Source organism: Paraburkholderia sp. BR10936 (assembly GCF_040965735.1).
Taxonomy (GTDB): domain Bacteria; phylum Pseudomonadota; class Gammaproteobacteria; order Burkholderiales; family Burkholderiaceae; genus Paraburkholderia; species Paraburkholderia nodosa_A.
In genome coordinates this window covers 326,819-338,565 of record NZ_JBFRCM010000002.1, presented here as the reverse complement: position 1 = coordinate 338,565, position 11,747 = coordinate 326,819, and the positions used below count along the sequence as shown (strand labels likewise).

Sequence of the window (11,747 nt, the reverse complement as noted above, 5' to 3'; positions counted from 1 at the left end):
AAATCGTTCATCTACGTTCCAAATTTTCGGTCAGGAGCAGCTCGGCGGCCTTGCGGCCCGAGCGGATCGCTCCTTCGATCGTCGCGGGCAGACCGGTAGCCGTCCAGTCGCCTGCAAGCATCAGATTGTTCCAGCGCGTGCGCGTCGCGGGCCGGCGCCATTCCTCGTCGGGCACCGCGGCGAAGGTCGCGCGCGCGTCGGCGCACACGCGCCAGGCAGGCATCGGCTCGAGCGGCAGCGAGGCCGCCTCGGCCACGTCGGTCCACACGCGGCGCGCGATCTCCTCGGGGTCGAGGTCGAGCACGCCGTGCGCGTCGTGGATCGTCGCCGACAGGCGCCCCTCGGCCGTGCACAGCCAGTGGGCCGTGCCGTTGACGAGCGCCATCGGCGTCACGAGGCCCGGCGGCGCCGGCACCGCGTAGTGCACGGTGACGATCGCATTGTGGCGCTGCGGCGCCTGCAGCGCCGGCACGAGCGCCGCGGCGGCCGCGCCGGGCACGGCCAGCACCACCGCCTCGTCGGCTGCGAGCGTGATGCGCCCGTCTGGAAAATCGAGTGCGGAGACGCGGCCCGCCGCGTCGTCGTACTCAATCTCCCTGAGCGGCGAGTCGAGGCGGATCGCCGCGCCGCCGTGCTGAAGCATGCGCAAGGCCGGATCGACGAATGCGCTGGAAAGGCCCCCGCGCGCCGCCAGTGGCCGGAACGACTCGCCACCCGCCGCGAGCGACTCGCGCAGCATCGCGCCCGCCAGCTCCGCGCTGCCCACGCGCGGCTCGACATTGAGCGCCGTGAGAAAGAACGGGTGCAGCAGCCGGTCCCACAGCACGCCTTCGCAGCGCATGGTCTGCGCCATCGTGCGGCCCGGCTTGGCGAACAGAAGCGGCAGCAGCCCCAGATAGTCCGCGGCGCGCGTACCCGGTACTCGCGAGCGCGAGTCGCCGATCCAGAACGGCATGCGCGAACGCGAGAAGCGCACCGTCCAGCGCGAGCCCGCGGCGATATCCATGAACGCGAAGCCCGGCTCGGTGGGACCGGAGAGCGCGTCGCCGGCGCCGATCGTGCGCACGTACTCCAGCGTGCGCGCATGTCCCGCCAGCACCAGATGATTGCCCGTGTCGAGCGTCGCCGAAAGCGTGCGGTCGTAGTACGAGCGGCAGCGTCCACCTGCCTGGCTGGCGGCCTCGTAGAGCGCCACCTGCACGCCGCGCCGCTGAAGCCGCACGGCCGTCGCGAGGCCCGCAAGCCCAGCGCCGATGACGTGGACTAGCCGAGGCATCAGAACAGCGCGTAACGCGCGACGATCCACATGAGCCGTGCGCGCGGCTTGCTGACTTTCGTGCGCGGCAGGTCGAAGCCGCGATCCACGGTGCGCTCGAGCAGCACGCGGTAGACGCCCGACATGATGCGCGGCGCTTTCACCTGCGCGCGCGGCGCGGCGTCCATGATCGCGTCGGCCTGCGCGAAGTGCGCGCGGGCGCGCTGCACGAGCGTCTCGCACACACGCGGCAGCGACGGGTCGGCGGCGATCGTGTGCGGATTGCCCGCCGCGATCCCTTCGCGCGCGAGCAGTTCGCGCGGCAGATAGCAGCGGTTGATGTCCGCGTCTTCGTCGATGTCGCGCAGAATGTTGGTGAGCTGCAGCGCGCGCCCCAGATGGTGCGACAGCAAGCGGCCCGGCTCCTCCTGCATCCCGAAAATTCTCACCGACAGCCGGCCTGCGGCGCTCGCCACGCGGTCGCAATACAGGTCGAGCGTGTCCTCGTCGGGGGCGCAGATGTCCTCGGCGGCGTCCATGGCCATGCCGTCGATCATCGCGTGAAAATCTGCGCGCTGCAGCCCGAACGTATGGATATGGCGCGTGAGCGCCGCGAGCGAGGCGCGCGGCGTGCCCGCATAGCACGCGTCGATGTCGGCGCGCCATTGGTCGAGCCCCGCAGCGCGCTCGGCGCGCGGCAGGTCGCTGTCCGCGATGTCGTCGACAGCGCGGCAGAAGGCGTAGACCTGATACATGGCGTCGCGCTGCGCGGGGGGCAGGATCCGCATCGCCAGATAAAACGAGCTGCCCGACGAAGCGGCGGCAGCGTCGGTTTGTTGTGTATCGTCCACGACGAGATTGGAAACAGCCAAGACGATCTCCGCTGGGGGCGCCCTCACCGGGCGTTCGACTCTATTCGGGCCCGCATTGCCGCGGGTCGCCCGCGCGCGCGGACACGCGCGAGGCACCCGACCCTTAAATTGCTTGCCGGGAGGCGTGCAAGGCCGGAAACGGGCAAAAGTATATCAACCTTTGGGCGACCCGCGCAGGGCCGTCAGCGCCTGGGGACCGCAGTGGAGGCATGGCCGCGCAGCCCCGGAGCATGGGGTGATGAGCCGGATTGAGGCGGGAGCCGTTTGCGCCCGACTCGGATCAGGCGAGCGCGACCGAGCGGTTGCGCCCCTGGCGCTTCGCCGTGTAGAGGGCGGCGTCCGCCTCGTTGATCATGCCTTCGTAGTCGGGCGCACCCGTGCGCGCCGTCGCGGCGCCGACGCTGGCCGTCACGGGCACGATCACGCCTTGCACCTCGATCGGCTCGTCGGCGATCGTGCGGCGGATCTTCTCCGCGACGTAGAGCGCGTCGTCGAGCGGCGTGCACGGCAGGAGCAGCGCGAATTCCTCGCCGCCGAAGCGGCCGAACACATCCTGCTTGCGCACCACGCCCGACACGCGCTGCGCCATCGAGCGCAGCACCGTGTCGCCGGCCACATGGCCGAATTCGTCGTTGATGCGCTTGAAGTGGTCGAGGTCGAACAGCAGCATCGACAGCTCGCCGCCGTAACGCTGCCAGCGCAGGAATTCGTCGGCGAGGCGCGTTTCGAAAAAACGCCGGTTCGCGATGCCGGTGAGACCGTCGCGGTCGGCGTATTCGCGCAGCTTCGCCACGGCGTCCTCGCGCTCGCGCTGCATGACGCTCACGTGGGTGACATCGGAGATGGTCACGCACACGGCTACTACGTCGCGCCCGCGCATGAGCGGCATGAAGGTGCAGTCTTGCTGCATGTAGTCCACACCGCCCGTGATCGGCCGGTCATGGTCGAACTGGAACAGATACGGGCGCTGCTCCCACGAGCTGAACGCAAAGCTCCCCAGCTGGAACACGCTTTCCACCTTGCGCGTGAGCCACGCGCGCGGCAGGTCCGGGAAGCGTTCGAAGATGGAGCGGCCGATCACGTCCTCGGCGGTCACGCCGCTGTGATCCTGCATGAAGCGGTTCCAGCTCAGCACGTTCATGTCGCGATCGACCACGAATATGCCGAAGCCCACCCGTTCGACAACGAGGTCCGCTAGTGTTGGCAACCCGGCTGGCTCGTTCATAGGCTATGTAACAACGCGTCGATGGCCCGGCTCACGACATGGATCGACTCCTCGGCCATCAGCATGACGAGGTGGGCGCGAAAGCGCTGGTCTTCCAGCGCGAAATTGACTTCGACGAGCAGCGCGACGTCCCAGGCGAGCAGGCCCGGCTGGAACACCTCGTCGAGCATGATCGCCTCGCCGAGCAGGCCCGGCTGCGAAAACACCGGCATGCGCCCGAGCTGGTCGAGCATCGACGACACGCACGCGCCCGTGAGCGCGTTGGCGACGTCGAACATCAGCTCTTCCTCGGTGAGGGCATCGTCGCCGATCGTCGCGTAAGGTCCGCCGACCAGGCTGCCAAGTTCGGCGATCTCGCCGCTTCGGCAGATCACCAGCGCCTCGCCCTTGATTTCCGAGCGAAAGCCCTGGCGCACGGCCGCAACCGGGCCGTCGATACCGGTCATCTCGCGCAGCGCCGCCGCGGCCTCGGAGACGGCGACCACGCGCACGCGCGGCACCGACAACTCGATGAAGGCGTTGAGCAGCGCCGACAGACGCGTCGCGGCCTGCCCCATGCCGAGATTGGCGATCTCCTGCAGCGCGTCGCGCTGGAGTTCCGTGAACACTCGATCAGGCATACAACCCGTACTCCTTCAGGATGGGCAGCAGCGCCTCCTGGGTTACCGGCTTTGCGACGAACGCCGCCGCACCGAGTGCCTGCACGCGCTCGCGGGCACGAGGCTGGACGTCCGCGGAAACGACGATCACGAACGTGTTCAGGTCTTCGTGCTGCAACGCTTCGAGGACCTGGAAGCCCGTCAGGTCGGGCATCGTGAGGTCGAGGAACATCACAGCCGCACGACCGGCGCGGTAATGGGCAAGCGCTTCGTGTCCGTTCGACGCGTACGAAATCGCCACGTCCCAGTCCTCGGGCAGCGCCTTCGTGAGCACCTTGCGGGCTAACAGCGAGTCATCGGCGATCACGATGGGCAAGGACATGGATATGCTGAATGAGTGTGCGTTGGACGGAGTGCGTTTCGACGGATTAACGGCGGCGCGGGCAATTACTTTAGGGAGACTTCGAAGAAAAATGCAAACCGGGCCGAATAATTCGTAACGCATAAACGGACCCGCGCGCTGGCGCGACGACGCAACGCGCATGGCTGCGCCGTTGCCCAATGGCTACCGGCAACCCGCGCGCCGGTCGTGAAGGCCCTCGTCTGCATGCCTGCAGCCACCCCGTAGCATGGCCATGCGCCGTAATGGCGAACATGGCGTTCATGCGAATGCGTTATTTATCGTGTCCGGGATTCTCGAATCAAATTGAATCAAATGCAACTCGCCGTTAATCATTCGACGAACAAAATCGACTCATTCTGGCTAATTTATGGAAATAAATTATCCATCCCTTAAATAAAGAACGTTGATTATCCCTTTGTGGTACGTTTGCGCTTCGCCGATTTTCGCGAATTCGGCATTCAGCGAGAGAAAACCCCTGGCGGCCTGCGTGACCGACGATGCTTGCGGCGCACCGGGTATGCGCTGGCCGTCGGGGCGTCATCGCGGTCGTTTATCATGTCGACTGCCCCGCCGCCTTTTCCCTGCTTTTCCGTACGATGATTGCTGACCGGCCCGAGCGGCCAGACGAACGCATACCCCAGCCACCCCCTGCCGACGACGCGCCGTTTCCGGCCGCGCCGGGCCACGACTTCACGGTACGCCGGCGCACGCTGCTCGCGCTGCTCGTCGCGGCGATCGTGCTGCCGTGCCTCTACGTCGCCGCCATGGCGTACAACGACTTGCGCGCGCGCGAAGCCGACGCCACCGACACCACGCTGCGCACCGTGCGCGTGGCCGAAGAGCACGCGCTCAAGGTGTTCGACATGAACGAGGCGCTCGATGCTCGCGTAGTCGACCTCGTGCGCGATCTGAACGACGACGGCATCCGCGCCAGCGAGCCGCAGATCCACGAGAAACTCGATGCCATCGGCGGCGGTTATCCGCAAGTGGCCGCGGTGTCGATTTTCGGCACTAACGGCGACCTGCTCGCGAGCAGCCGCTATTCGCCGCCGCCGACCATCTCGATCGCCTCGCGCGACGACTTCGCCGGCATCCGCGACGGCCGCGTGCTCGACCACGTCTCGCGCGTGATGCAGGGCCAGGTGAGCGGCGAGACCGTGTTCAACATGGGCGTGGCGCGCCTCGACGAAGCCGGCGGATTCGCGGGTCTCGTCTCGGTCGCCTTGCGCCCCGGCTATTTCAGCTCGTTCTACCGCGACCTGCTCGGCTCCGGCTCGCCGATGTCGCTCGGCCTCGTGCGCAGCGACGGCACGATCCTCGCCTTCGATCCGCCGCCGCGCGTGGACGGGCCCACGATCACGCCGCACTCGCCGCTGGGCGCCGCGCTCCAGCGCGGCACGGAGTCCGGTGTCGTGCGCATGCATTCCGCGCTGCTCGGCAGCAACGTGATCCTCGCGTTCCGGCGCGTGGGCGCGTACCCCGTCTATGTGACCTGCGCGTATCGCACGCCCGCGATCTGGGCGGCGTGGTACCGGCACCTGAGCGTGCTCATCATCTCGATGTTCGTCCCGTCGATTGCCCTCTGGTGCGTGATCTGGCTGTCGCTGCGGCGCCTCGCCGCCGAAGAGGAGGCGTGGGAGCGCTGGCAGGCCGAAGCCTCGATGCGCCGCTCGATCGAATCCGCCTACCGGCAGTCGCGCAAGATGGAAGCGCTCGGCAACCTCGTGGGCAGCGTCGCGCACGACTTCAACAACCTGCTGATGATCGTCTCGGCCAACGTGCAGATCGCGCGGCGGCGCGGCGCGGCGGGTTTGGAGCGCGAACTCTCGGCGGTCGAGCGCGCGCTCAAGAGCGGCCAGTCGCTCACGCGCCAACTGCTCGGCGTGGCGCGCAAGCAGCCGCTGCGCAACGAGACGATCCACGTCGGGCGCTGGCTGCCGGCGGCCCGCGAACTGCTGCGCGCGTCGCTGGGCGCGAAAGTGTCGCTCATCGTCGAAGTCGACGACGACGTGTGGCCCGTGCTCGTCGATGTGGCCGAATTCGAGCTCGCGCTCATCAATCTCGCGGTGAACGCGCGCGACGCGATGCCCAACGGCGGCCGCTTCACGGTGCGCGCGCGCAACATCAGCTTCCGGCCCGACGAAGGCTTCCCGCTCGACGGCGACTTCGTGCACGTCACCCTCGAAGACACCGGCACCGGCATGCCGCCGGACGTGCTCGCGCGCGCGTTCGAGCCGCTCTACACGACCAAGTCGAAGGGCACGGGCACCGGCCTCGGGCTGCCGCAGGTGTTCGCGTTCTGCGAGCGCACCGGCGGACTCGCCGCGATCGACAGTGCGATCGGCGCGGGCACGACGGTGCATCTGTATCTGCCGCGCTCGCTCGCCGAGCCGCCCGCGCCGCGTCCGAGCGAGCCGCGCGAGGAGAGCGCCGAGGTGCAGCATGGGCTGAACGTGCTGCTCGTGGAGGACAACGACGAAGTCGCGGCCGGCACCGAGGCGCTCCTGCAGATGATGGGCCATCGCGTGACCTGCGCGAGCGACGCGGCGAGCGCGCTGGAACGGGTCGAAGCGCCGCCTGCCGAGGGCGAGCCCACGCCGCGCTTCGACCTCGTGCTTTCCGACATCCACATGCCGGGGACGATGAACGGCATCGATCTGGCCGAGGCGCTGCAGGGGCTCGAGCCGGACCTGCCCGTGATCCTCGTGACAGGCTATGCGGAGGAGCTCGAGCGCACGCGCAATGCCGATGTGCGTGTGCTATCGAAGCCCTTCGACATCGCGCTGCTGGAGAAGATGCTCGAGGCGATTCGCGAGGACCGCCAGGCGCGCGCGAAGCGCGAACACGATGCGACGCTCCCGAGCCCGCGAGCATGACTAGTCGCAGGAACACGCTTCGCGGCACGAGGCTTGCGACAGCCAGCACGACCCGCAGAATCAGGCGGTTAGACGTCGCGCGCAGCATGCGCCAACCGATGCACGAGCAAAGCACAATGGGCGCATGATGTAAGCAGGCGTCGCCATCTGGCGAAGGAGGCTGCCATGAAACAGACCGTGACCGGCGTTTTCCAAACCTACGAGGAAGCACGCCACGCGCAGGACGCGCTGCTGCAGCGCGGCTTCGCGGCGGGCGACATCGACCTGCCGGCGCGCACCGAGGGTGTGCTGGCCGGCATCGAGCGGCTCGTGGGAAGTTTTTTCTCGTCGACGGGCGATGCGCGTCGCACCACCGAGGCCCAGACGGGCATGACGCCGCCGCCGGGCGAAGCGGTGCGCATCGGCGTGCATGTGAGCGACGAGGCACACGCCAACCTCGCGTACGAGACGCTGCGCGAAGAGCATGCGACGGAAGTCGCGCTACGCGGCACGCCGTGGGCATGGCCCGCGACGGACCGTCCGGTCGCGCGCGAGCACTCGGCGCTCGACGAACTGGGTCTCTCCGAATTCGCCGATGCCATGCGCCGCCGTGCCGCGCAGACCGATGCCGCGCGCGAACAATCCTCCGTTGACCCGACCGTCGAACCCACTGTCGAACCGATGCGGCCGACGAGCGAGGCCGAAGCGACCGTGCTCACATCGGCCAGTGCACCGGGCGCTGGTGCGGTGATGGGCGCGCATCATGTGGACGTTCCTGGCGCACCCGAAGCGACGCGACCCGCAGCAGGCGTCGCGCCGCAAATTCCGGACGAATTCCTCGAATACGAGGAAGATACGCCCGAGCACCACAAGGACATGCCGGGGCAGCGCCGAACGTTGCACTGAAGCCCCTCGCGCAAATGCCGCGTGGGTTGCGTTTCAGGCGTCAGCGGCCGAGCTGGCGCTTGACCCAGGCCACGTACGTATCGACGAAGCCCTGCAGGAACTTGCGGGTGTCCTCGTTGACGATCTCGCCTTTCTCGTTAACGCGGCTCGGGTCGTGCTTGATGAACATCTCGGGCTGACCGAGCAGCGGGACGTCGAGATAGGCGAGCACGTTACGCAGATGTTGCTGCGAGAGCGCTGTGCCCGTTGCCCCCACCGACGTGCCGAGCACCGCGCCCGGCTTGCCGCGCCACGAATTCGTGCCCCACGGCCGCGAACCCCAGTCGAGTGCGTTTTTCAACCCGCCCGGAATCGAGCGGTTGTATTCGGGCGTGACGAACAGCAGGGCGTCGACCGCTTCGATCTGTTGCTTGAAGCGGCGCGCCACCTCGGGATAGTCGGCGTCGTAATCCTGGCTGTAGAGCGGCAGCACGCCGATGTCGAGATACTCGAAAGTAAAATCGGCGGGTGCGAGCGAAGTCACCGCGTGTGCGAGTTGCCGGTTGAATGAATCCTTGCGCAGACTGCCGACTACCACTGCGATCTTGTAGGCCATTTCGGTTTCCTCGGAAGCGCGCGCGAAGCGCAATGGAAGGAAACGTCATCATAGACGTATGCGCCTTCCGGCGATGCGCAGACGCTCGCTCGGGTCAGCCCGATATCGGGATCGGCGAGGCGTTGTGGATAACCGTGGGTAACGCGAATTTATCCACAGATTTTGGGCATAAGCTTGTGGACAACTTGCGCGAAGAGCCGATGAACACGGGCCTCGCGTCGGATTCGTCTGCAGGTTAGCAAAGATGCAATTTCCATGCGTGCATGGTAAGGATTGCACCTCGTCCATGCACGCGGGCGCCCGCGCTCGCGATTCGCTCGCTTTTGGCGCGTAAGTAACCCAACGCATGCATCCCGGCGATGTCAGCCAAACAGTGCGGCAATGTTTTCAGTCGGGCGCCCGATCACGGCGCGGCCATCGCGCACGACGATGGGTCGCTGCAGCAGAATCGGATGCCGCACAATTGCTTCGTAGAGCTGATCATCTGTAAAGCCAGGCGCATCGAGGCCGAGCTCTGTGTACTCGGTTTCGCCGGTGCGAATCATGTCGAGCAGCGGGCAGCCCAGCATCGCGTGCAGCGCTTTGAGTTGGTCGACGGTGAGCGGTTGTGTCAGGTATTCAATCACCTCGAGTGACTCGTTTGCCGTTGCAGTGGATACCTGTTCGTAAGCCGCACGGGACTTGGAGCAGCGGGGGTTGTGGTAGATCGTGATCATGACGTCGCAATTGCAAGAGAGGAGTGGTGGTGGGTGAGCCTCGGTGAGACTGGGGCCTCTCGCTGCGATTTTACCGGGGGGCGCGCTGGCACGCGTAGGCCGCTTCTGCGGACCATTCCTGACTCTTGGTGCCGAGGTTTGCTGCCATGGGGGCGCATGTGTATTCGCGGTGAGTTTTCCCGTCGCGCTTTGTGTGCGACGGGGAAGCGATGGAGTGAGGCGCGGACTTTATGCGCATAAAGCCGTGAGGTGCGCCGATGTCATCGTCCGGTGTGCCCGTTAGCAGATCGACGCCATGCATCGAAGGCATTGCCGAGGCAGATTTCAGTGCCGCGCGCGAACGCTAGCGACGTTCCCACGCCCCTGTCCGAGCTTTATGCGCATAAACCTTGTCCGAATGGCTAATTCGACTGCAAATTACGCCAAAAATCATTGAACTGAAAAACATTCCAGGTAAAATCCCAAGCTAATAGCAAAAAGGAGAATACCAATTGGCAGCAGAGATAATCGCAGTCACGCAGCAAAAGGGCGGGGTCGGCAAAAGCACGATCGCGATGCATCTCGGCGCGGCCTTTCACGAAAAGGGGAAGCGGGTTCTCGTCGTGGATGCCGACGGCCAAAACACGCTGGTCCATTGGGCCAGTGCGTCAGCCGATGGTGACACCGGCATCCCGTTCCCGGTCGTCAATCTTTCCGAAGCCGGTGGCCAGATCCATCGGGAGATCAAGAAGTTCGTCAACGACTACGACGTGATCGTGGTGGACTGCCCGCCGTCGATCACGGAAAAGGTCTCGGGTGTGGTGTTGCTCGCTGCGACCGTCGCCGTCATTCCGACTTCGTCTTCTCCGGCTGACTACTGGTCGAGTGTTGGTCTCGTGAAGCTCATCCAGCAGGCTCAGGTCATGAACGAAGATCTGCGCGCGGTATTCCTGCTGAACAAGACCGAGGAGAAGCGCATGCTCACCCGCGAGCTGAAGCGCGCCCTCGAAGAGCTTGGTTTCCCTCTGCTCAGAACGCAGATTCCCACACGTGAGGCGTACAAGCAGGCGATGGCCTTGGGCCAGACCGTTCTGCAAATGAACGATCGCGGCGCTCGCCTCGCCGCGGTGGAAGTGCGCGCATGCGCCGACGAGATCGCGGCCATGCTTCCCTGACTTTATGCGCATAAAGGACCCTGAATGAAACCCTCCCAATTCGCCAAAGGCTTTCAGGCTCGTCCGGATACGACGAGCAGCGAGAAGCGCACTGCGCTCGACCGTCTCAACGCCATCGACGGCCTCGTCCAGGACAAGCCAAAAACGCGCGAAGTTGCTGGGCGCTCGAGTCAGCCTGCGCTTGTGACCGGCCTTGAACCTGCCGTCGAGCCGATCCTCGACGATGCGCCTGGCCTCGAAAATGAATCGGTCGAATACCGCACCTGGCGCATCGCGCAAGGCTACCGTCCGGGGCAGATCATCGAGTTGCCGCTCAAGGACATCAAGCCGAGCCCCTTCAATCCGCGTCACTTCTATCTGAAGGCATCGATCGCTGAACTCGCTGTCAATCTTGCGAAGCAAGGGCAACAGCAGGCGATCCATGTCATTCCCGACTATGCGGCGCCGGGCAGCTACTACGTGAGCGATGGCGGCCGTCGCGTGCGGGCACTGAAAGAAGCGAACAAGGAAGTCGTCAAGGCAATCGTCGTCGACCTGCCGATCGGCATTCAGAGCTACAAACTCGGTTACGACCTGAACGTCCAGCGCGATTCGCAGACCGTTTTCGATAACGCGGTGGTGTGGAAGCGATTCATCGACGAAAAGCATTTTCTGAGTCAACGTGAACTTGCCGACCACCTCGGCCTCGACGAATCGACGGTGGCGGTTGCGCTATCGATCGGCAAGTTGCCGGAATCGGTCATGCAGGAAATGGTGGCACGCCCGGACCGCTTCGGCTCGAACATGGCCTATCAGGTCGGGCGCTATCACGGCGCGCGCGGCACCGATGCCACGCTGCGTCTCATCAACCGCATCGTGGCCGACGATCTCAGCACGCGTCAGGTAGCGGATATCGTGAAAGGCCGGGCGAGCGCGCAGGAAAGCCCGAAACCGGCTGGGCGGCAACGCTACGCACAACGGCTGGAGATCAAGCTGGACGGTGTCGCCGTGGGCGACTTGAAGTCTTATGGCGACGACCGGCTCGAGTTGCGCCTGAAGGGACTCACCAAAGATCGACGGGACGCGATTCTTCAGCAGATCGAACAGATCCTGAAAACGAAATAACCTTGGAAAATGTGTCGACGGCTGCCACGCACTGGCGGACCGTCGACGATTGAGGCACGATCG

General features: G+C 65.4%; 11 protein-coding genes. 4 read left to right on the top strand and 7 right to left on the bottom strand.

Annotated features, from left to right (window positions below; genetic code table 11):
- Positions 1-7 precede the first annotated feature (7 nt).
- From hpnE to AB4Y36_RS04930, 5 genes are all read right to left on the bottom strand, one after another.
- A complete protein-coding gene (hpnE, locus tag AB4Y36_RS04950; RefSeq protein ID WP_069261558.1) occupies positions 8-1,276 on the bottom strand; it encodes a hydroxysqualene dehydroxylase HpnE in 1,269 nt (422 codons plus the stop codon).
- On the bottom strand, positions 1,276-2,127 hold the full coding sequence (gene hpnD / locus AB4Y36_RS04945; RefSeq protein WP_069261557.1) for a presqualene diphosphate synthase HpnD: 852 nt from the start codon (positions 2,125-2,127) through the stop codon (positions 1,276-1,278). The genes hpnE and hpnD overlap by 1 nt, the downstream gene beginning before the upstream one ends.
- 280 nt (positions 2,128-2,407) lie before the next feature.
- Positions 2,408-3,352, bottom strand: coding sequence for a diguanylate cyclase (locus AB4Y36_RS04940; protein WP_069261556.1), 945 nt, complete (start codon positions 3,350-3,352; stop codon positions 2,408-2,410).
- Positions 3,349-3,972 (bottom strand): chemotaxis protein CheC, encoded by a 624-nt coding sequence (locus AB4Y36_RS04935; RefSeq protein ID WP_069261555.1) that lies wholly within the window; start codon positions 3,970-3,972, stop codon positions 3,349-3,351. The genes AB4Y36_RS04940 and AB4Y36_RS04935 overlap by 4 nt, the downstream gene beginning before the upstream one ends.
- Positions 3,965-4,333, bottom strand: coding sequence for a response regulator (locus tag AB4Y36_RS04930; protein WP_028202798.1), 369 nt, complete (start codon positions 4,331-4,333; stop codon positions 3,965-3,967). The genes AB4Y36_RS04935 and AB4Y36_RS04930 overlap by 8 nt, the downstream gene beginning before the upstream one ends.
- A 617-nt stretch (positions 4,334-4,950) precedes the next feature.
- Here AB4Y36_RS04930 and AB4Y36_RS04925 point away from each other — a divergent pair.
- Together AB4Y36_RS04925 and AB4Y36_RS04920 are read left to right on the top strand one after the other, a co-directional pair.
- Positions 4,951-7,230 (top strand): ATP-binding protein, encoded by a 2,280-nt coding sequence (locus AB4Y36_RS04925; protein ID WP_368682448.1) that lies wholly within the window; start codon positions 4,951-4,953, stop codon positions 7,228-7,230.
- Positions 7,231-7,395: 165 nt separating this feature from the next.
- Positions 7,396-8,115, top strand: coding sequence for a hypothetical protein (locus AB4Y36_RS04920; protein WP_069261553.1), 720 nt, complete (start codon positions 7,396-7,398; stop codon positions 8,113-8,115).
- A 40-nt stretch (positions 8,116-8,155) separates the two neighbouring features.
- Here the strand turns inward: AB4Y36_RS04920 and AB4Y36_RS04915 are convergent, their stop codons facing one another.
- Positions 8,156-8,710 carry an NADPH-dependent FMN reductase gene (locus AB4Y36_RS04915; RefSeq protein ID WP_069261867.1) on the bottom strand — a complete coding sequence of 185 codons (555 nt, stop codon included), beginning with the start codon at positions 8,708-8,710 and terminating at the stop codon, positions 8,156-8,158.
- A 362-nt stretch (positions 8,711-9,072) separates the two neighbouring features.
- A complete protein-coding gene (gene arsC / locus AB4Y36_RS04910; protein ID WP_368682447.1) occupies positions 9,073-9,426 on the bottom strand; it encodes an arsenate reductase (glutaredoxin) in 354 nt (117 codons plus the stop codon).
- Positions 9,427-9,917: 491 nt separating this feature from the next.
- Between arsC and parA the strand changes: the two genes are divergently transcribed.
- Both parA and AB4Y36_RS04900 read left to right on the top strand, forming a co-directional pair.
- Positions 9,918-10,580, top strand: a complete 663-nt coding sequence (gene parA, locus AB4Y36_RS04905; RefSeq protein ID WP_042271984.1) for a ParA family partition ATPase — start codon at positions 9,918-9,920, stop codon at positions 10,578-10,580.
- Positions 10,581-10,604: 24 nt separating this feature from the next.
- On the top strand, positions 10,605-11,684 hold the full coding sequence (locus AB4Y36_RS04900) for a ParB/RepB/Spo0J family partition protein (RefSeq protein WP_069261551.1): 1,080 nt from the start codon (positions 10,605-10,607) through the stop codon (positions 11,682-11,684).
- Positions 11,685-11,747 lie beyond the last annotated feature (63 nt).

Bases quoted from the DNA above. Each gene is read 5' to 3' on its own strand.
- AB4Y36_RS04915 (WP_069261867.1), bottom strand. From the start codon at position 8,710: ATGGCCTACAAGATCGCAGTGGTAGTCGGCAGTCTGCGCAAGGATTCA.
- hpnE (WP_069261558.1), bottom strand. From the start codon at position 1,276: ATGCCTCGGCTAGTCCACGTCATCGGCGCTGGGCTTGCGGGCCTCGCG.
- AB4Y36_RS04940 (WP_069261556.1), bottom strand. From the start codon at position 3,352: ATGAACGAGCCAGCCGGGTTGCCAACACTAGCGGACCTCGTTGTCGAA.
- AB4Y36_RS04935 (WP_069261555.1), bottom strand. From the start codon at position 3,972: ATGCCTGATCGAGTGTTCACGGAACTCCAGCGCGACGCGCTGCAGGAG.
- AB4Y36_RS04900 (WP_069261551.1), top strand. From the start codon at position 10,605: ATGAAACCCTCCCAATTCGCCAAAGGCTTTCAGGCTCGTCCGGATACG.
- arsC (WP_368682447.1), bottom strand. From the start codon at position 9,426: ATGATCACGATCTACCACAACCCCCGCTGCTCCAAGTCCCGTGCGGCT.
- AB4Y36_RS04930 (WP_028202798.1), bottom strand. From the start codon at position 4,333: ATGTCCTTGCCCATCGTGATCGCCGATGACTCGCTGTTAGCCCGCAAG.
- AB4Y36_RS04925 (WP_368682448.1), top strand. From the start codon at position 4,951: ATGATTGCTGACCGGCCCGAGCGGCCAGACGAACGCATACCCCAGCCA.
- AB4Y36_RS04920 (WP_069261553.1), top strand. From the start codon at position 7,396: ATGAAACAGACCGTGACCGGCGTTTTCCAAACCTACGAGGAAGCACGC.